20 protein-coding genes and 1 other RNA gene are annotated in these 20,323 nt (G+C 47.8%); 13 read left to right on the forward strand and 8 right to left on the reverse strand.

The window, feature by feature from the left end; genetic code table 11:
- Positions 1 to 213: 213 nt before the first annotated feature.
- Positions 214 to 690, forward strand: coding sequence for an SsrA-binding protein SmpB (gene smpB, locus NC796_RS20250; RefSeq protein ID WP_310687224.1), 477 nt, complete (start codon positions 214 to 216; stop codon positions 688 to 690).
- On the opposite strand, the gene NC796_RS20255 is transcribed toward smpB, so the two are convergent.
- From NC796_RS20255 to NC796_RS20280, 6 genes are all read right to left on the reverse strand, one after another.
- Positions 691 to 1,218: a PP2C family protein-serine/threonine phosphatase gene (locus tag NC796_RS20255; protein ID WP_310687226.1), complete on the reverse strand. Its 528-nt coding sequence runs from the start codon at positions 1,216 to 1,218 to the stop codon at positions 691 to 693.
- A gap of 292 nt (positions 1,219 to 1,510) precedes the next feature.
- Positions 1,511 to 2,017 carry an OsmC family protein gene (locus NC796_RS20260; protein WP_310687228.1) on the reverse strand — a complete coding sequence of 169 codons (507 nt, stop codon included), beginning with the start codon at positions 2,015 to 2,017 and terminating at the stop codon, positions 1,511 to 1,513.
- Between the two features lie 127 nt (positions 2,018 to 2,144).
- The gene (locus NC796_RS20265) at positions 2,145 to 2,678 is read right to left on the reverse strand and encodes a hypothetical protein (RefSeq protein WP_310687230.1); all 534 of its coding nucleotides are present in this window, start codon (positions 2,676 to 2,678) and stop codon (positions 2,145 to 2,147) included.
- A gap of 226 nt (positions 2,679 to 2,904) precedes the next feature.
- An RNA gene (gene rnpB, locus NC796_RS20270) (RNase P RNA component class A) lies at positions 2,905 to 3,317 on the reverse strand.
- 184 nt (positions 3,318 to 3,501) lie between these two features.
- Positions 3,502 to 4,239 (reverse strand): hypothetical protein, encoded by a 738-nt coding sequence (locus NC796_RS20275; RefSeq protein WP_310687232.1) that lies wholly within the window; start codon positions 4,237 to 4,239, stop codon positions 3,502 to 3,504.
- A gap of 18 nt (positions 4,240 to 4,257) precedes the next feature.
- Positions 4,258 to 5,313 (reverse strand): Nif3-like dinuclear metal center hexameric protein, encoded by a 1,056-nt coding sequence (locus NC796_RS20280; protein WP_310687235.1) that lies wholly within the window; start codon positions 5,311 to 5,313, stop codon positions 4,258 to 4,260.
- A gap of 233 nt (positions 5,314 to 5,546) precedes the next feature.
- Here NC796_RS20280 and NC796_RS20285 point away from each other — a divergent pair, with 233 nt between their 5' ends.
- The 7 genes from NC796_RS20285 to NC796_RS20315 all read left to right on the forward strand — a co-directional run bounded on the left by NC796_RS20285 (position 5,547) and on the right by NC796_RS20315 (position 10,134).
- Complete coding sequence (locus tag NC796_RS20285; RefSeq protein WP_310687237.1) at positions 5,547 to 6,257, forward strand: YggS family pyridoxal phosphate-dependent enzyme; 711 nt, start codon at positions 5,547 to 5,549, stop codon at positions 6,255 to 6,257.
- Positions 6,258 to 6,491: 234 nt separating this feature from the next.
- Positions 6,492 to 6,809, forward strand: coding sequence for a hypothetical protein (locus NC796_RS20290; protein WP_310687238.1), 318 nt, complete (start codon positions 6,492 to 6,494; stop codon positions 6,807 to 6,809).
- Entirely contained in the window at positions 6,809 to 7,120 is a 312-nt protein-coding gene (locus NC796_RS20295) for a hypothetical protein (protein ID WP_310687240.1), read from the forward strand. The genes NC796_RS20290 and NC796_RS20295 overlap by 1 nt, the downstream gene beginning before the upstream one ends.
- Positions 7,120 to 7,476 (forward strand): hypothetical protein, encoded by a 357-nt coding sequence (locus tag NC796_RS20300; protein WP_310687242.1) that lies wholly within the window; start codon positions 7,120 to 7,122, stop codon positions 7,474 to 7,476. Before NC796_RS20295 ends, NC796_RS20300 begins: the two co-directional genes overlap by 1 nt.
- Before the next feature lie 54 nt (positions 7,477 to 7,530).
- Entirely contained in the window at positions 7,531 to 8,151 is a 621-nt protein-coding gene (locus tag NC796_RS20305; protein WP_310687244.1) for a DivIVA domain-containing protein, read from the forward strand.
- A gap of 115 nt (positions 8,152 to 8,266) precedes the next feature.
- Positions 8,267 to 9,103, forward strand: coding sequence for a purine-nucleoside phosphorylase (locus NC796_RS20310; RefSeq protein WP_310687246.1), 837 nt, complete (start codon positions 8,267 to 8,269; stop codon positions 9,101 to 9,103).
- A gap of 254 nt (positions 9,104 to 9,357) precedes the next feature.
- On the forward strand, positions 9,358 to 10,134 hold the full coding sequence (locus NC796_RS20315) for a hypothetical protein (RefSeq protein ID WP_310687249.1): 777 nt from the start codon (positions 9,358 to 9,360) through the stop codon (positions 10,132 to 10,134).
- 57 nt (positions 10,135 to 10,191) lie between these two features.
- Here NC796_RS20315 and NC796_RS20320 read toward each other — a convergent pair whose 3' ends face one another.
- A complete protein-coding gene (locus NC796_RS20320; RefSeq protein WP_310687250.1) occupies positions 10,192 to 11,244 on the reverse strand; it encodes an isoaspartyl peptidase/L-asparaginase in 1,053 nt (350 codons plus the stop codon).
- A 132-nt stretch (positions 11,245 to 11,376) separates the two neighbouring features.
- Between NC796_RS20320 and NC796_RS20325 the strand changes: the two genes are divergently transcribed.
- The 4 genes from NC796_RS20325 to dxs all read left to right on the forward strand — a co-directional run bounded on the left by NC796_RS20325 (position 11,377) and on the right by dxs (position 17,374).
- On the forward strand, positions 11,377 to 13,791 hold the full coding sequence (locus NC796_RS20325) for a DNA internalization-related competence protein ComEC/Rec2 (RefSeq protein WP_310687251.1): 2,415 nt from the start codon (positions 11,377 to 11,379) through the stop codon (positions 13,789 to 13,791).
- A 62-nt stretch (positions 13,792 to 13,853) separates the two neighbouring features.
- The gene (locus tag NC796_RS20330) at positions 13,854 to 15,170 is read left to right on the forward strand and encodes an AI-2E family transporter (protein ID WP_310687253.1); all 1,317 of its coding nucleotides are present in this window, start codon (positions 13,854 to 13,856) and stop codon (positions 15,168 to 15,170) included.
- Between the two features lie 57 nt (positions 15,171 to 15,227).
- Positions 15,228 to 15,446 (forward strand): exodeoxyribonuclease VII small subunit, encoded by a 219-nt coding sequence (gene xseB / locus NC796_RS20335; RefSeq protein ID WP_310687254.1) that lies wholly within the window; start codon positions 15,228 to 15,230, stop codon positions 15,444 to 15,446.
- Positions 15,447 to 15,448: 2 nt separating this feature from the next.
- A complete protein-coding gene (gene dxs / locus NC796_RS20340; protein ID WP_310687255.1) occupies positions 15,449 to 17,374 on the forward strand; it encodes a 1-deoxy-D-xylulose-5-phosphate synthase in 1,926 nt (641 codons plus the stop codon).
- Between the two features lie 261 nt (positions 17,375 to 17,635).
- On the opposite strand, the gene aat is transcribed toward dxs, so the two are convergent.
- Entirely contained in the window at positions 17,636 to 18,214 is a 579-nt protein-coding gene (gene aat / locus NC796_RS20345; RefSeq protein WP_310687256.1) for a leucyl/phenylalanyl-tRNA--protein transferase, read from the reverse strand.
- Positions 18,215 to 18,392: 178 nt separating this feature from the next.
- Here aat and NC796_RS20350 point away from each other — a divergent pair, with 178 nt between their 5' ends.
- On the forward strand, positions 18,393 to 20,129 hold the full coding sequence (locus tag NC796_RS20350) for a carbon starvation protein A (RefSeq protein WP_310687257.1): 1,737 nt from the start codon (positions 18,393 to 18,395) through the stop codon (positions 20,127 to 20,129).
- The last annotated feature ends 194 nt before the right edge of the window (positions 20,130 to 20,323 follow it).

The raw sequence follows: 20,323 nt of genomic DNA on the forward strand, positions 1-20,323 counted from the left end.
GTGATAAGGCAGAGGTAAAACGTGTACCGCGAGCTTTAGCTCGCAAATTAGTGATAAAATATTTCTGCTATCTCGCAAGCTGAAACTTGCGGTACATAAGATCAATGATATCTATTCGGTGACATTCATCTTATGTCTGCTGTCTCACATCTCACTTCTCAAACCCTTATATTGAATAAATCATCAGCTAATTAATCAACATCATCTAAACTGATGGGTAAAAAAAACAGCAGCACCCCTACCATTAGCAACAGGAAAGCCCGGCACGAATTCAGCGTTGAAGAAACATTTGAGGCCGGCATAGCGCTAAAAGGCACGGAGGTTAAATCGTTGCGAGAAGGCAGCGCCAGCCTCCAGGAGTCCTTTGCCTACCTGATGGACGGTGAGGTATGGCTGCGAGATATGTATATCAAACCGTATAAACACGGATCGTATGCCAACCACGATGAACGCCGCAAACGCAAGCTTCTCTTGAAACGGCGAGAGATTCAGGAAATTGAGAAGTATATCAATCAAAAAGGATATACGCTGGTACCGCTGAAACTCTATTTTAAAGGGGGATATGCAAAAATACTACTTGGCCTGGCGCAAGGTAAGAAAAAGTATGACAAGCGGGAAGATATCAAGGAACGGGATACCAAGCGTGAACTCGAACGTAAGTATAAAGGGACTTACAAAGTGAACATGTAACTAACCCATCTTGAGGACCATAAGCGTTAAATCGTCCTGGATATCAGCTCCAAAAGAATGGACGTCATCTAACAATCCATTGAGAAACTGTTCGGGTGATTTGGTGTGATTTTCCGCAGCATAGCGGGCCAGACTTTCCTGGCCAAATTCTTTCTTTTCATTATTACGTGCTTCCACCAATCCGTCGGTATACATCACCAGCATGTCACCGGCATTGAACTGAAGCGTTTCAAAAGAAAAGTTGGCCTCCGGGAACAATCCAATTGCAGGACCGGTGGGTTTGAGCCATTTGTATGATTGAGTAGCCGCATCCCACAACAGTGGCGGATGATGTCCGGCATTGAGATAGTGCATGATTTTGCTGTCGGGATCAAAACCGGCCAGGAACAGCGTGATAAAACGAATTTGCTTTAGATTATACCGAAAGAGCTCATTCAGACGTGTTGCCAGCCGTGGCAGGTCGGGATAATCAGGTCCCATAATGCGCAATGAGGCTTGCAAGTTGGCCATCAGCATGCTGGCAGACATGTTCCATCCTCCACGGAAGCTAAAGCAGTATCAATTTTAGAAATAAGATCCAGGTTTTCTGTGGTGGCATCGATGGGCGCTCTATTTGTTGCAAATGGCATCCACCTTGACGAACGGCCGTTTTGCAGCCACTCCACCAAGTTTGTTTTGTGGTGCAGCAGCGATTGGCGAATCCTATTGAGGTATTTTTTGTCCACTGCGGATCCGGATAGATTTCAATAACGCAAGTATCAAAAAGATACGCATTTCCTACGTTAGACCCCTTACACAAGTTGCATCCCCAGACAAAAAATTAATTTCTTGTCAGCTTCACGGAGATCTCCGGGCTATTCTGAAGGGTTTGATAGACCACGCAGTATCGCTCGGTAAGATCAATCAACTTTTTCAGTTTCTTTGGGTCGGCACCCGAATCAAGTTCAAACGTCATGCGGATATTCTTGAAGCCCACCGGTGTATCCCTGGAAACGCCAAGTGTCCCGCGGAAGTCCAGGTCGCCGTCCGCCCTCACCTTTGCGTCCTTCAGTTCTATGCCCATCGCCGTAGCCACAGAGTTCAGTGTAACGCCGGCGCAGGCCACCAACGCCTGCAGTAGCATATCGCCCGAACAGGCTTGGGTACCATCACCACCGGTTGCCGGGTGCAGGCCTGACTCAACCGTCCCAATATGCGTTTCTACATGGCAGGCTAGATTTTTACCCAGCGTACCCTCGGCATGTAGTGTCCATTCCCCTTCTTCCGGCTTTTCCAGGTACTTTTTCTTTAGTGGGGCCTGCATGGCGCGCAATTCGTTGGAATCCATCGCTTGATCCTGTCTTTAGATGTTTGTGTTTATACCAATTTATAGTTTCGGCAGCTAAATACAAGATCGAGCCATGCAAGCCTTACTATTATATTGCGGTGCAGCGGCTCTCTTTTATTTCATTTAACTAGTTTGAAGCGCCACCTTCAGCCATAGGAGGCAGATTTAGCGGCACCATATTGAGATAAGGAGTCGTTGGTTCTTGATTCGGAGCTAATGCGATAGGCATCCGCTCACCTTTGGGCCCCATTGCTCTCAAATAAGCGTAAATTGCCCGGGCATCCTGTTCGTTCATTTTGTTGACATTCATCCAGGGCATCGGAGGCTTTACCTTGCGAGTCCGCAGTTGCTCAACCCATTGCTCTTCGGTCAGCTCTTGGGCGCGAAGGCGCAAGTTAACGGGATAAGTTGTGCCCCAGGGTCCACGCCAGCCGACTTTGGAACCGGTCAGCCAGTCATCTTCCGGAATATTGCCTTCAACTGCCATATACCCTTCAGTGTGGCAGTCGTTACACATACCTACAGTTACCAGATAACGACCTGCTTCTACAGGGTTATCTGCCTTAACATGGGGTTGACGAGCCGTTTCTGGCTCATTTTCGGTATGACATCCAAGGAATATTGTGCAGATTACTCCCAGTGATATCAGGAAAGTTTTCATTAGTTCTCCTCAAACGAATTGTTTAGAAAGTGTGAACTTACGTAAGGTTAGGAGGGCTATATACATCGCTAGTCCACGGTCCCTGAAGAATTAAATTACGTATAAATCAAATTTTTTCAATGGGGTGAGATAAATATTTTTCTATGTGCGACGCACTTTTGAAGTGCGTCGCACATGAAGCCATCAAACACAAAAGGCCGCCCTTTCGGACGGCCTTTTCATGTAATCAAGCGGATGATCTGTAAGCCGAATCTTGTCGAGGGTAATCATTTATCTGGTCCCTGAATTGCTTCAGGGCTCAAGCACTCCACCCGGTCGTATAGCGACGAGCAGCGCACGACCTGCATGAGCTTTCACCCCGTGAGGTTTGCCCTGCCTTTGATGTCGCCACCAAAGCGGTGGGCTCTTACCCCACCTTTTCACCCTTATCCCCCAGCTGGCGGACGGTTTGTTTTCTGTGGCACTGGCTAACCGGTTTCCCGGATCTTCCTGTTAGGAAGCACGGTGCTCGTTGGTGTTCGGACTTTCCTCTCTCCTTCGCGTAAAGCTTCGGAGGGCAAGCCCCGCCCAAGAATTACTTTGGATAGGGGCCTGCTCACCGAAGCCTTGGCGAAGGTGAGCGATTACCCGATCATCCTGTCAAAGAACTAGTGAAATAACGAATCAATGCTGTTTTAATTATAATGCCTACCACTGGTATGTCAAAAAAAGCGAGAAGGTAGAAGGGATCCACAGGGAATGGATATGCCCTCTTACTTCTCGCTTCTCCACGATCTTTGCCGGTTTACCGACAGAGTACCGATCACGAACTCCGGAAATTATCCTACTGAACTGAAAGCTCTTCTTCGGCTTTCTCAAAGAAGGAAGGATCGACGACAATGCGGCCACTATTTTCATCAATGATTATCTTGTTGCCGCGTTTGACCTCAACCTGTGTTTGTGGAGGCAGGGCCATGCCGAGTGCTGCACCGCGTTCCATCGCAACCACCGCCAGGCCGTTGCTCAGGCCATTGCGTAGGCGATTGTAGCTCTTGAGATAGCGATCATCGATGTTTTCTTCGATTTCGTCACGCTTTTTAAGCAGCTTCTTTTCCTCTTCTTCGGTCTCTTTTTCGAGCTTGTCAAGGTTCTTCTGCTTTTCTTCGTGCAGCTCCTCGGTTTCTTCCAGTTTTTCGCGGGCGTCCTCGAGCTCGGTCTTAATCGCTTCCTGGCGCCGGATAATCTCTTCCTGGCGCGATTCCGAGTTTTCAATAACCTGCTTTTGAGCTTCTATCTCTTTCGTCAGGGCATCGTACTCGCGATTGTTGCGAACGGAGAGCTGTTGCTCCTCATATTTCTCCATCTTGTCCTGAGCATCCTGGATCTCAAGCTTAAGATTGTCACTCTCCATCTCAAGCTGCTTCTGCTCTTCTTCCAGCTTATTGATCTTTGCCTCATAGCGGTTGATATCAGTCTCAATATCGAGAACTTCCTCCGGCAGGTCGCCACGCAGCTGCTTTAGCTCATCGATTTTGCTGTCGATATATTGGAGGTTGGTAAGTTGTTGAAGTACTTCTTCCATAGATTGCTGAGTAATCGTTTAGTCCTGTGGGTTTTGTTTTTGATTTGGGATGAACACATTCATCGGGTTTGTTACTACATCGGTAGCGTACACCGATAGTTCTTCAAAAGCTTCGCTCAATTCTTTCTGCAGGGCGTGCACAACCGGCACTTCACTTTCATAATGCCCTACATCTACCAGTAAAAAGTCATTGGTATCGGTGAAATAGTCATGATACTTGATGTCGGCAGTTACAAAGGCCTGGGCCCCCTCGGCAATCGCCTTTCCAGTCAGCGATACCCCGGCCCCGCCGCATACGGCAACTTTCTTGATCCGCTCGGCACTGCCGGAATAGCGTAATGCCGGCACATTCAGATTGGTAGACACACGCTCCAAAAACTCATCCTGGGTCAATCCCTTGTCGTGATAAAATCCAAGCACGCCCATGCCAACATTGTCAGAGGGACTGGCCACATCCATCACCTGGTAATTGCCCTGATCCAGCAGACCGTTGCGCCTGAGCTCCTTGATCAAACCAGAAACGTTGTGTTCGTCAATAATCGCTTCAAACGTGCGCTGCCCGTCTTTCCGACCCTCCACATTGTAGAAGTGTGCTTCCTCACCGGAGTGATAATTCAACATTTTGAGCACCGATTCGCTATCGGAGTAGGAGGTAGTAAGTACAATTTTGCGGGAAATATTGTAACTCTTGTCCAAAAACTTCAGGTTATCGAGGCCCAGCTGCTGCGCCAGTACAAAAGAAACACCATCGAGCGCGGCATCCAGGTTGGTGTGGGCGGCGATCAGGGAAATATTATTCTGAATGAGCCTGTAAATAATTTTTCCCTGCTCGTCGGTAGGATTAATGCGGGATATCTTTTGGAATATCAGTGGGTGATGGGCAACAATCAGTTCACACCCGGTCTCAATGGCTTCTTCAACAACGGCGGGTGTCACATCGAGGCAGGTAAGGGTCTTGGTGACACTCTGTTCGGGATCTCCAACCAGCAGCCCGACATTGTCGTAATCTAATTTGGTACTTGGGGGAGCCCATTGGTGAAGAAAGGTGGAAATATGCCGGACCTGCGTGTTCATGTTGGCTATCCGCTACCCCCGTTTTTTAAATTCCAGGTCGGATGATGGTAACGTAAATCCGGTTGCTCAATTAGAATCAAAGTAAAAATCTTGTTCAGAGCCAGATCAATAGGTTTAAAATTACCCAATTCAGTTTTCAAAAATACCATTTAAATCCGATTGTTAAAAGGTTATTTTCACATAAAATCGTTCAGTTTAAACTTTAACCTGATATTAGATCCAAATCCACTCAAATGAGCGAAGATATTTGCCAGAATTTAAAAGCAGTACAACAAAGAATTGCAAAAGCTTGCGAAAAAGCCGGACGAGATGCCGACGAAATAACTCTTGTGGCCGTAAGCAAGATGAAACCGCTTGAGGATATCAAAACCGCCTTTGGCTGCGGACAAATTCATTTTGGAGAAAACCGGGCCAAGGAGCTGCAGGACAAGATGGATGCCTATGACGAAGAGGAGGTTCAGTGGCATATGGTCGGTAATCTGCAGACTAACAAAATCAAATATATGGTTGAACGCGTAAACTGGATCGACTCTGTACCCAAGAAGAAAACGATACGTGAGATTGAGAAACGAGCTTCTCGCATTGACCGCGTGATAAATGTGCTGATACAGGTAAACATCAGCGGGGAAAGCCAGAAAAGCGGTTGCGAACCGGAAGAGTTGCCCAAGATCCTGGAATATGCCCGGGGCAAAACCCATGTGAACGTGCGCGGACTTATGGGCATGGCTACCTACCTGGATGAAGATGAAGATCTTGAAAAAATTCGCCCTGAGTTCCGGCTGCTACGCGAGCTCAAGGAAGAACACGAGTCATTTAACGGTGAAAACATCCAGCTGGAGCACCTGTCCATGGGCATGACCAATGACATGGAAGTTGCCATTGAAGAAGGATCTACCATGGTACGGGTAGGCCGGGCGATTTTTGGCGAACGTGATTACAGCTAACAGTGATCAGTGTGTCAGTTAGCAAAGGCTGCTTTATTTCATCTCATTCCTCACGAAAAGTATCACAAATGCTAGAAATTGTAATCACCTATTACAGATGTCTACTGTTCACTGACACACTGTTTACTGAAAAAAGGTAACAAATCGGCTGTAGTCCCGTAACATTTCCATGTTTCAATCTTCTGATTATTTAGTACATTGTAATACTAATATCTAAACACTGGAGTTACTGTTATGGCAGCTTGGATTTGGGTACTTATTCCGCTGGTTGCAATTATTGGTGCATTCATCCTGGATTACCAGAAAAACAAGATGAAGATGATGGACAAGGGGCGCCAGAACGAGCAAGAGGTGGATGAAATACGAAAACTGGTGGAATCCCTTAAAAAGCGGATCGAAAACCTGGAAGCCATTGCAGCCGGTGAACCGGAGGATTTTAACACCGGTGCCGGAAAAGGGATGAGTGAAATCGAAATTGATGATGAAATGTCGGTCAAAGAGGAGAACCAGCAAAAGGTTTCTGACATTGCACAAAAACGGAGGAACAGTTGATGGAAGAACTAGTAGCGATTATTCTACTCGGTTTCGGGACGATTTTGGGATGTTTGATATTATGGAAGATTTATCACGTCATTAAATCGTCAATAGACAAAGACAGCGCCTCTATAAAAGAAGAAAACTTTGACCGTTTGGCGCGTGCTTTCATTCAGCACAAGAAGGATATGAATGAGCGGGTAGAAAACCTTGAGGCAATTATTGCTGACAATGATGGGGTGGAGAAAGACCAGTACCCCCAGATAGAGGAGCACCGTGAAGATGGCCGGTTAAAAAACGACCTTAAACAAAAAGACAGGGTGTCGTAATGGGTTTTGAAGAGATGGTAGTAGCGATTATTGGTACAATCGCAGGTGTGGGGCTGTTTGGCTTTATCATCGCGCGGGTAACCAGCCTGATTCAATCCTGGATCAACCGGAAAAAAGGTGGGTACGATGAAGAAACGTTCAACAGGCTGGCAAAAGCCTTTATGCAGCACAAAAAAGAGACGGAACGGCGCCTGCAGAACCTGGAGGCGATCATCTCAGAAGAAGATTCCATTGACAACACCAAGCAGATATCGGAACCTAAAGACACCATTGAGATAGAAGAAGATGAAGCGGCTCCTGAGAAGCAAAAAGGATCAGATGATACAAGCAAGCTTCGCAACATGCTAAAAAACTGACCGTTTTATCCCCGAATTACAATTTCCAGATTTCAGTAAGATTATTTCCTCATCATGAAACTTACCGCACTCGAAATAAAACAGCAGAGTTTTGAAAAATCCTTCCGCGGCTATGAAAAAGCCGAAGTTGATGCCTTCCTGAATCTTGTATCCAATGAGTGGGAACACCTGGTGGGTAAAAACCGCGATCTGGAAAAACGAATTGAAGAACTTGAGGAAAAACTCAAGCATTACGAGCGCGTAGAGGAAGCTCTGCACGAGACCTTACAAACCGCCAAGGAATCGGCTGAAAACAAGCTGACCGGTGCCCGAAAAGAGGCCAAGAACAAGATTGAAAAAGCGGAGATGGAGGCCGAGTCGATTGTACGGGAAGCGATCCAGCAGCGCCAGCAGATTCGTCAAAGCATCCTTCGACTGCTCGACCGTCGCAAAGAGATTGTAGGCGGCATCCGCTCTTATCTTGAACTGGCCCAGGAATCACTTGATCAGTTTGCCAAGGATGAGGCCGACCTTTTTGATATGCCTGAAGACAATGAATTTGACAATCACTTCAAAAAGCAGATTCAAAACAGGAAGCAGAAATATTCCGAAGATTATCCTGAAGAGGACGATGAAGCCCAGACGATGCCGCCCGGCGCAGAGGATGTGGATGATATTATAGACGAGCTGGATTAATGATACAGGCAGGTGTTTATATCACCGACCTACTTCCCCTTTCCTTTTTACCAGCATTTGATATCTTACGGGTCAAGATTTGACCGTACAGATTCAAAAATCCAGATAGAATTCCATGCCGCTAGATTCCGTCGAAGAGTTCCGAGATAAACGTGACCAGGCTCTGCAATATATCCAGGATCAAACCGACCTGCGCCCAAACTACCTGCTTATCCTGGGTACAGGTCTTGGCCACCTGGCCGACGAAATGGATGTAGAACTCAGCATCTCCTACGCTGACATTCCCAATTTTCCCGTATCAACGGTTGAGAGTCATGCTGGCAAACTGCTGTTCGGGACGCTGGCCGGCAAGCAGGTCGTGGCCATGCAGGGACGTTTTCACTACTACGAGGGTTACACCATGCAGGAGATTGTATTCCCCATTCGCGTGTTAAAAGAGAAGGGTGCTGACACGCTGTTGGTCAGCAATGCCTGTGGGGGACTGAATACCAACTATCGGCGCGGCGACATTATGCTGATCAACGACCATATCAACATGCTGGGGGACAATCCGCTGATCGGGCCCAATGACGATGAGCTGGGGCCCCGCTTTCCCGATATGAGTGAACCTTATACCGAACGCTTGCTGGAACTGGCAGAAACTGTAGCTCTGGAAAAAGGAATCAAAATGCACCAGGGCGTGTATCTGGCACTGAGCGGCCCCATGCTTGAAACCAAGGCGGAATACCGGTTCCTGGGGATGATCGGGGCGGATGTGGTTGGCATGAGCACCGTGCCGGAGGTTATTTCGGCCGTACATATGGGCATGGACGTGCTCGGGATTTCCGTAATAACCGATGAGTGTTTCCCCGATGCGCTTGAGCCCGTGGTAATTGAAGATGTGCTGGAAGCTGCGGGCATGGCGGAGCCCAAGCTAAGCCAGGTTTTTATGGGCGTACTTGAAAGGCTGTAGTGTTGTTATTATTTCATTGGATAGTTGTTAATTGTTGTCAGCTGTATTAACGTTTCCCAATAACCGATAACCAATAACTAGCTCGCTGCATCATTCTCTTCCGTTTAACATTCTTAGAAGATTATAACCCACTTTATTAAAATCTATACCAATCTATCTTGGAAAAGCGTTATCTTGTTAAAGTGCTTGATTGTAAGCAAAAGTTTTCGTTTTAATAGAACTATATACCTTAACCAGAATCCATCCTATAGCTTATGTTTACTGGCGGTTTTAATGACGAGATTTGGGATGAGTATAAGTGGGAAGCTCATCTCGACGAGATTGAGAAGAAGAGCAACCAGCTTCGCCGATTCATAGCTCCCGATCCCACAGGTAATATTCCGCGGTGGGTCACCCTGCTACAAGAAAACAGGGACGAGCTCGATGCCGTTGATGCTTTTATCGAAGAGGAGCTACAGATAGAGGAAGCCTATTTCCCAGACGAAGAGGACGAGGAGTGGGACGATGATTACGAAGATGAGCTGGACGACTTTTTTGCAGAAGATGAGTATGAGGATGATTTCTTTTTCGATGAGGAAGAGGAAGATTTTGACTACGGTGAGGAATGGAAAGAGCTAAGTAACGATTTCACGATGTCGGAACACGGCTCTATCGATACACTTGAAATCTACAATACCGCCCGTGGACTTGCAGCTTATATCCTACAGTGGGCAGAAGGAGTGCATACCAAATACCGTTCAGACGAGTACTACGACTTTGTCGGAAATGTGCTGAAGATTGGAGCCAAGCTGGCCGCCGGTTATTCGTTTGGTTTCGAACAAGACTTCCTCGGCGGGAATATCGCCTATACAAAAAAAGGACTCCATTGCACCAACATGTCGCTGGTGTTGTTGCAGGATCACCTCAAACAAGCACCATTTATCAACAAAGAAGAATACCTGCTGCTGCACGAACAACTGTTTGAGCTCCGTAACGATATCGGGATCTACGTTCAGGAACTCCGCGAGCAGTTTTACCTGGGACTGGAATAGAGCAACGAAAACCTTGGGCAGATAGATCGATCTTGGATTTAACGATATTCTATTATTCTATTTCCAGATAGCAATTTCGTTTCTTCCCTGTGAGTCGGCAGCCCCGCGGAACATACCCTGCGTGTTCATATCCATGTAGATATTTCCGTGCCTGTCTACCGCAATTAATCCGGCTTCACCGGGGTTCAAGACTTCTTGTAGCAGGTAGTCCCCAGCCTCACTGAGAGTGGCTTCACGGAATCTCATGTAACTGGATACCGTGTGACCAGAAACAGACCGCATTATTTTTTCGCCCCAGCCAGTCATAGAAATGGCCACCAGGTCGCTGGCATACGTTCCTGCCCCGATGATGGGCACATCCCCCACCCGGCCGTACATCTTGTTGGTCATACCCCCGGTGGAGGTCCCGGCCACAATCTGCCCGTTTTTATCAACTGCCACGCAGCCCACTGTACCAAACTGGTGCCTCCAAACATCAGGCCCAGCCTCTTCCCTCTTTCCATCGGTAGCGTCCAGCTTTATCGATTGATCATCCTCCTGTAGGGCCTGTTGCAGGGCCCTGTACCTGCTTTCAGTATAAAAATACTCTTGGTCGACTCGTTCAACGCCCACTTTCGTGGCAAATTCCTCGGCGCCCTCTGTTGCAAACATCACGTGCTTCGATTTCTCCATCACCAATCGCGCCAGTGAAATCGGGTTTTTCACGGTCCGAACGCCCGTAACTGCTCCCGCCTGCCGGGTATTCCCGATCATTATAGCCGCATCCAGCTCATGCTTTCCCTCATGAGTAAAAACTGAACCCTTCCCGGCATTGAACAGCGGGTTATCCTCCAGGTAATTGATCGTTTTTTCCACCGCATCAACAGAAGAGCCACCATTTGACAAGATCTTTTTGCCGATTGAAAGAGCTTCGTTCAGCGCTGCTCTATATTCCTGAACCACGGAGTCAGGTTGATTTTTGGAGATGGTACCCGCCCCGCCGTGAATAGCAATCGCCCACGCTTTTTGCTTCGATTTACTCTCCCTATCGATATCTGGCTTCCCCTTATAGGTCATAACTGTCAATGCTATGAAAAGCGGTAGAACAAGGCTTATAAGCTTGGAAATCATGGTACCGTTTTCAGTGATAGGATTATTGTTAACAGCATTATAAAAAGGGTGTCAGCAATTTCAAAGCATCACGTTCATGCCGGCACGAAAAAAAATTGTAAGGATTTTGCTTCTCAGCGGTCTATTAATGTTATGAATGATCTAAACAGATACAGTTTTCCGTTTGCTAAATATCCCGCAATCAGGATTGCGCTTCTTTTTGGAGGCGGAATTGTTGTCGGAAGTTATTTTGATACACCACTCTACGTGCTTGTCGGGATTTTTTCTTTTGTAGCCGTCTTGATCTTCAGTCTGGAACTGAAACTCAGCAACAAATTAACACCCGGATTCCACAGAGCCTCTGTAGCAACCTATCTTATCCTAACCTTCCTGGCGGGAGCTGCTTGGCAAACCCTGCAAGAAAGCAACAGTAGACCCAAATCAGCCGATATCCTGCAGGCTTTCACCTGGGAAACGGCTGAATTCAACGGCACGGTGTATAACATAAAGCCTACGAGTACCGGCAAATACCAACTTGATATCGCGGTGGACACTACGGTTCTGGACGACTCAATCCCATGGCGAGAAGCCTATAACCTGCGGGCCGTCCTCGATCCCGAAGAAGACCGCATGCCAGAGGAGCTGGAACTGGGTTCTGGCATACATTTTACTGCGACGGTCTATCCACTGGAAGGACCTCGAAACCCGCACCAGTTTGACTACAAAGCCTATCTGCACTCCCAAAACATCTACACGCAGGTGGGCATTGAATCCATCTATTCGGTTAGAAAAAATAATACGTTGTTCAGCTGGAATAACTTGCGACAGGCAGTACTGGATCAAATAGAAGAAAGTTTTAGTCCCACAACCCAGTCACTGGCCAAAGCCTTGCTGATCGGCTATAAAAATGAGTTAGGCCGCGAGCAGAAGATAGCATTCTCGCGGGTGGGACTCTCCCACATCATGGCCGTTTCAGGTCTGCATGTCGGTTTTATCGTGGCTCCATTCTGGATTTTAATCCCATGGTTCTGGACACTCAGGTATGGCAAACAGATTGGATTATTTCTGCTCGTGCTACTTCTTTTGGGCTATGCGGGCTTAACCGGTTTTTCAGCCTCCGTGTGCCGGGCTTCCCTCACGGTTGGGTTCATCACGTTTGGAAGACTGTTTCACAAAGTTCGAAATTCCCTGAACCTGACGGCCGCGGCCGCCATCATTCTACTGCTTATCAATCCGAATGACCTGTTTAGTCCCGGATTCCAGCTCTCGTTTTCCGCTGTCTATATCATCCTGCTAACCCTGCCGGTTATAGAACGCTGGATTCCCACCTGGATACGATTCCGTTGGTATGGCACTCCCGTGATGGTGGTCATCGTTTCCATTGCAGTACAACTTGGGCTGTTTCCACTTTTGACTTATCACTTTGGGGAATTCTCTCTGATCGGTCCTCTTGCTAATGCGGTAGTCGTGCCGCCACTCGGAATCATCGTCCCCTATGCTCTTTTACTACTCCTAGTAGCCGCGCTATTCCCAACCGTTGGAACCAGCCTAAATTTTCCCAACCAGTGGTTTCTTGAGGGATTAAATCACTTCACACAGTGGGCATCCAGCCTGGAGTGGAGCTGGATTCAGCTACATATCGATTCTCCCCACTTTTTCCTTATCTGGATTACTGCACTGCTGGCTTTTTCCGTTTTGTATATTCCCCGGCTGCGATGGAAGATGCTGGCAGCCCTTTTGCTGCTCTTAACTGTACAATCCGGGAATAGATTTTTTAACAGCTTGCAGCCCGCTGAATTGAAAATCACCGTGTTTGATGTGGGACAGGGCGACGCCGCACTCGTCAGCACACCGAACGACAAGCATTTCCTGGTTGATACCGGCCGCTGGTCGCCGGACTACAACAGTGCCAAATATATCATCCTGCCCCACCTCAGGGCTGAAGGCATCGACAAGCTGGATGCCATTTTCCTCTCCCACCCGCATGCCGACCATATCGGCGGCACCATCGAGTTGCTCCATCAAATTCCCATCGATACAATTTACAATTCAGGATACCCTTACGATTCACAACTCTATCACAAGTATCACCAGTTAGCCACTAACAAATCAGTCCCTGTAAAATCTCTTTCGGCCGGAGATGAGGTTACGATGGACCCGGCAGTACAACTCTTGGTGTATGGCCCATCCACTCAAAAAGGGAGTGATCCCAATGAACATTCATTGGTGCTGGAGCTTACCTACGGGCAAACAGAGTTTCTTTTTGTTGGAGATGCCGGAAAATCCCAGGAACGACGACTCTTGAACCAATTCGGCGATATGATCGACACGGATTTCCTGAAAGTAGGACACCACGGCAGTAAAACAAGCTCTTCTTCCTTGTTTATGAAAACTGCTACCCCAGAAGTGTCCGTCGTATCCCTGGGCAGATCGAACCGGTTTGACCATCCTCATCTCCAGGCGGTTCGGCGTATCAAGCGCAATAGCCGCCAAACAGCATTTACCAGCCTCCAGAAAGCACTTATCTTTGCCTCCGATGGAACAAACATACGCCGGGTAGAGTGGTAAAATTGGTAGATTCGCCCTGATACCTTAACTTTGCCCTATCCTCATCAACAACAAACCCCCAAATGCCAAAGAATATACATTCCTGGTTAAGTGATCGTGGTCAGCTTGTGCTGTTGACCGGTGGCGTATTGGCGTTGCTCTTCCTGATGTACCAGCTGGAACACCTGATTAATCCACTGGGATACGGGCTGATCATCGGCATTGTGCTCTATCCAATTCGGCAGCAACCGGTGGCGCGCGCACTGCTTTACGCAACAGCTTTTGCTGCAGGACTATGGCTGATTTACGATTCGGGACACCTGCTCGTTCCGTTTATCGTCGCTTATATCCTCGCGTTCATTATCAATCCACTGGTCGAAAAGCTGGAAAAACGCCGGATACCGCGTGGACTTATAGCCGGTCTATTTACGGTGGGCTGCCTGGGGCTTTTGACCTCGCTGCTGGTAATCACCATACCCACGGTGATGGATCAACTTTCCAAACTGGGTACGCTTCTGAACGAGGCTTCAACAAATACAGAGGCCTGGGTTGAGTCGACGGGTCTACTGGCTCTTTTTGATCGTATCGGCTTCGAAAGCGCCACCTTCAAAACGCAACTAGTTGACCAGATCAACTCAATCATTGTAGGCTTTTACCAAGACCTGACCGACCTCTCATCAGGATACCTGACCGGCGTGGGGAGCGCCGTTGCAGTACTCTTTTTTGTGATATTGACTCCCTTCCTTTGCTTCTTTATGATCCGAGACTACCAGAAAATCGGCATATTCGTACGTTCACTTATCACCCCGGCCAATGTCTCCACGGATTACACCACTGAAATCAGCCGCATCGTGGGAGCGTATTTGCGCGGGCAGTTTATCGTGGTTTTGATTAGCAGCATCAACCTGAGTCTCGGCTTCTACCTGCTGGATGTCCCCTATGCTCTTGTTCTCGGTATCTTTTCAGGGTTAACAAATTTCATCCCTACATTTGGACTTTGGGTTAGTGTTTCGGTCTGCACGCTGGTGGGTGCTACTTTCGGTGATCCGTGGTTCCAACATCTTCCGGCCATCTACATTGTATTTGGAGTTGAACAGGTCCTGGAGTCAGGCTTTATCGTACCGCGCGTTGTTGGACACCATGTCGGGCTGCATCCGCTTTTGGTGATGGTATCGCTCCTGTTTTTTGGATTTATGCTTGGCGTAGTGGGTTTGTTGATCGCTGTTCCGACTGCAGCGCTTATTTCTGTTTTTTACCAGCAATACCGCGAAACCAAGAAAATTTCCTTTTTGAGCGGAAGTGAGCTCGACTCCTTTATTCAGCAATTCGACCGGGAAACAAAGAAGGAAGAACAGAAGAAGAAAAAGGAAATGGAAAAAGAATTGGAATCCACCCCCTGAAACTGTTTTATTATTAGGTTTAGAAGATTTTAGAAGAACTGATAATTGTAAATATTTATGTCTGATAAGGAACGCCCGAGTTTTGAAGATGCTTTAAGAAGGTTGAAAGAGATTGTCTCGGAGCTTGAAGATGAATCTGTATCACTGGAAGACTCGATTAAGCTGTATGAAGAGGGGATTGAGCTTTCCAAAATATGTACCGAGACGCTCGAGGAAGCTGAGCTTCGCATTAAAAAAGTGCATGAGCAGCACAACGGAACCAAAGAAAATGACTAATTATGGATTATGATAAAATTGAACCGGGTCCTCTGCTGGCCAGGGTAAATACCCCGGATGATCTCAAAAAGCTAAAACCGGAGCAACTCGTCGACCTCTGCGACGAGCTGCGTGATTTTATCATAGATTCGGTATCCACGCACGGGGGACATTTTGGAGCTAGTCTTGGTGTTGTCGAGCTCACCGTTGCCATGCACTATGTTTTTAATACTCCTGAAGACCGTATCATCTGGGATGTGGGTCACCAGGCGTATGGACACAAAATTTTAACGGGTCGAAGAGAAAACTTCCACACCAACCGCAAGTACGGTGGCCTCTCCGGGTTCCCCAAGCGTAGTGAAAGTGAATATGATGATTTTGGCGTCGGCCACTCCAGTACCTCCATCTCTGCAGCACTCGGTATGGCCGTGGCACGTGATATCAGCGATAAAGAGAACAATGTAGTTGCCCTGATCGGAGACGGGGCCATGACGGCTGGCCTGGCGTTCGAGGCGATGAATAATGCCGGGGCACTAAACAGAGATATGATCGTCATCCTGAATGACAACAATATGTCGATCGACCCGAATGTTGGGGCACTCAAAGAGTACTTGACCGACATCACCACCAGCAAGACATTCAACAAGATTCGTGATGAAATTTACGACCTGCTGGGTCACTTTAAAAAGGCCGGAGAGCAGATGCGGAAAGCGGCATCCAAACTGGAGAAAGCAGTAACGGCAGCAATAACGCCGGGTGCTCTTTTCCAAGCCCTGGGTTTCAAGTACTACGGGCCGGTGGATGGCCACAATGTTGATTCGCTGCGCCGCCACCTCGAAGACCTGAAGGATATCCCCGGCCCAAAACTGCTCCACGCCGTTACGGTCAAGGGCAAAGGATTTGCCCCGGCGGAACGCGAGCAAACCAAATGGCACGCGCAGAGCAGCCCCTTTGACAAGATTACCGGAAAGTCTCTTGCTCCCGAAAAGACAGGTCCAACAATTCCCAAGTACCAGCATATTTTTGGAGAAGCGGTGGTAGAGCTTGCCGAAAAAGATGACCGCATTGTCGGCATTACCCCCGCCATGCCCAGCGGCTCCAGTTTATGGCCGCTCATGGATGCTTTTCCCGACCGCGCTTTTGATGTGGGCATTGCCGAACAGCACTCAATAACATTTGCAGCAGGACTGGCAACAGAAGGCAAAAAACCGTTTGCAGCCATCTACTCAACCTTCCTGCAACGTGCCTATGACCAGGTGATCCACGATGTGGCGATACAGAAACTGCCCGTTATTTTTTGCATTGACCGTGCGGGACTTGTTGGAGCTGACGGACCAACGCACCATGGCCTCTACGACATCTCGTACCTGCGGGCGGTGCCTAACATGATTGTCTCCTCTCCACTCAACGAGGAAGAACTGCGCAACATGATGTATACGGCCTCAAAACATGAGGACAATGCCTGGGCCATTCGCTACCCGCGTGGTAAGGCCACCGGCATGGATTATCCCAAAGGATTCCGGGCAATGGAGATCGGTAAAGGTCAGTGCCTGCGCGAAGGAGAAGATATCGCATTCCTGAGTTTCGGTCCCATGGGCAATTATGTTGCTGAAGTAGCTGACAAGCTTGAGGCTGAAGGAATCCGGATCGGGCATTACGATATGCGTTTCGCCAAGCCGCTGGACACCGAACTTCTTGATGAAATCTGCCATTCCTACGAGCATATCATCACCATTGAGGATGGCACAAAGCAGGGCGGTTTTGGTGGTGCCGTCACAGAATATCTCGCTGATAAAACATACAGCATCCCTGTCACCATTATGGGCGTTCCTGACCGCATCGTTGAACACGGCACCCAAAAAGAGCTCCATCATGAAGTGGGTTTAGATCCGGAAGGGATTGAGCAAAAAATCAGGGAAGTGCTCGCTTCAAAAGTGGCCAAGGCGTAGTACAGTTATCAGTTATCAGTTATCAGTTATCAGTTATCAGTTATCAGTTATCAGTTATCAGTTATCAGTTATCAGAGACTGCTTAGTTTACAGGACAGTGTCAAGGAATAACTACAAAGTACTGCGTATTTGACCCTGCTTTTAAATAAAGACGCTACCAATACGCAATACGAAGTACGTAATATTACAATAGAACTCCATCATCTGGTAGCAATTCCTAAATCCTGATTCTCATTTGAGCACTGATCACTGACACACTGCTCACTGAAAAACAGCCTTTTTCTTTAGAGCCTCCCGAAGTCTTTCCTGGTATTCTTTGTCTGATATTTCAATGCATCCAAACTGCGCCAGGTGCTCATTCCAGAATTGTGTATCCCAGAGTTCAAAACCTCCATTTACTAACGCCTTGTGGCAATAATAGAGCGCCACTTTTGACGCCTCTTTGGCCCGCTCGAACATTGATTCCCCAAAAAACGCAGCTCCCAGCGATACCCCGTATTGCCCACCGACAAGATTTCCATCATAATCGTACACATCCACCGAATGGGCATAATCCAACTCATTCAACCGGCAATAGGATTCAATAATCTCATCAGAAATCCAGGTCGAATTCCGGTCAGCACATCCCTCCATCACATCACGAAAAGCAGAATCTATTTTCACCACGTAATGATCATTCCGGATGATGCGCCTTACATTTGATGAGACGCTAAACTTATCTAATGGAATTATCCCCCGGCGACTTGCCGTATACCATTTGGCCTCGGGAGCGTGACGTGAATCGGCCATGGGAAATACGCCCCGGGCATAGCCGGATAACAGAACTTCAGGTTCAATCATAAATGCTCATATAATGAGTTGACACCTACTGCGCAAAACAGCAGAAAAATTCACATTATTCCAATTTATCCTTATAGTAAGATCGACAAGTACATTAAATTAGTGATTTATGAGGATAACTGGGGATTTGTTACTCGACAATCAACCATTCATAGTATAAAAGTAAAAGAGGTGGACCGTGAACGGAATCTGGTTGGCTACTTCGGCTTTAGTCATCTTTATTTTGGGATATCGATTCTATTCAAAATTCATAGCGGAAAAGATCTACCAACTCGACCCAAATTTTGAAACTCCCGCTCACGAGAAACATGACGGAGTTGACTTCGTGCCCACTAACAAATGGGTGGTACTGGGCCATCACTTTACATCTGTTGCCGGAGCGGCACCTATCGTGGGACCGGCAATTGCTATCTACTGGGGATGGTTACCCGCTATTCTGTGGGTAGCGTTGGGTACCGTATTCGCCGCTGGAGTGCACGACTTCGGCACACTCGTACTTTCTGTGCGTCACAAAGGGCATTCGATAGGAACCCTTGCCGGTGAACTGGTGGGTGAACGCGTGCGCATCCTGTTTCTGTTTATCATCCTCATTTTGGTCCTGATGGTAAATGCCGTCTTTGCATGGGTTATTTCCAACCTCTTCATCTCCTTCCCCGCTAGTGTTATTTCGATTTTTGTTCAAATACCACTCGCTGTCTGGATCGGATATTATACTTATCAAAAGGAGCGGAATATGCTGATTCCCTCCATCATTGTGCTGGCCGTAATGTATTTTTCAGCAATAATCGCGACCTATGCCCCTGCACTCCAGATCGACTTGGTGCGTTATTTCGGCGGACAGGATGCCACCGTTCTATTTGGCTTGAATGGAGTATCGATGTCTTTTCTGGTCTGGATTGTGGTCCTGATGATCTATGTCTATATCGCCTCCGTCCTGCCGGTGTGGAAGCTGTTGCAACCGCGGGATTTCATAAATGCCGAACAGCTCATTTTAGGGCTGGCCATCCTCTACCTTGGACTGCTTTTCGTTTCACCTGAAGTGACAGCGCCCCTGTCCAACCAAGCGGTGGATGACGTCAGCTGGTTTCCATTGCTATTCATTACAATTGCCTGTGGGGCTGTATCTGGATTTCATGGGCTGGTTTCTTCGGGTACTACCTCCAAGCAGCTCGATAAGGACACCGACGCCCGGTTCGTAGGCTACCTCGGGGCTGTGGGAGAAGGTGCTCTCGCAGTGATCACTATCGTAGCCATAGCTACCTTTTTTGCAAGCGGACAGGAATTCCAGGCTACCTACTCCTCCTTTTCAGCAGCCGGTGCCAATGGCCTGAACGCCTTTATCCAGGGCGCCGGCGAACTGGCCACTGGTCTCCTTATTCCCGCTGAAGCGGCCCGCACAATTATTGCCGTTATCGTGATCAGCTTTGCTGCTACCACGCTTGATACCTCAGTGCGCCTGATGCGGTATATCATTTCCGAGCTTGGAGAAATTTATAGTGTACAGCCCTTAACCCGCATTCACGTAGCAACATCTATTGCCGTCTTATCGAGTGCAGCACTTGTCCTCCTTCCGGAAGGTCCCCGCGGCCTGGGTTCCGGTGGATACCTTCTATGGCCACTTTTTGGCACCTCCAACCAGCTGCTTGCGGGCATCAGTTTTCTGCTGATCTCAATTTGGCTGCGAAAGAAAGGACGATCGGTCATCTACACTGTAGTGCCGATGGTCTTCCTGCTGTTTATGACGCTTTGGGCAATGGTTCAGCAGGTCGTTTTTGATTGGTCGGGACTTGGTGAAACCGAGGGTAATCTCCTGCTATTTACACTGGGAGCAATCATCCTGGGCTTCACGATCTGGATTTTACTGGAGTCAATTAGCCTGTTTTGGAAGAAAGAGGGAGAAGCAGTTAAAATATAGCAGACTTTCAAACAATCAGAATTTCCTATTACCTCTCTTCTTCATGATACGCCAGCTTGAAGTAGAGTAGTCGAGTAGCCAAGGGGAATTTCACCCCAAGGCCCTCACAGAACCGTACGTGACAGTCTCCCGTCATACGGCTCTTGTTGTTCTATCGCTATAGCGATTGGGCTCATAATCATCAATCTTCCCAA

The sequence above is a fragment of the Aliifodinibius sp. S!AR15-10 genome (assembly GCF_031569985.1).
GTDB lineage: Bacteria > Bacteroidota > Rhodothermia > Balneolales > Balneolaceae > JAMQKA01.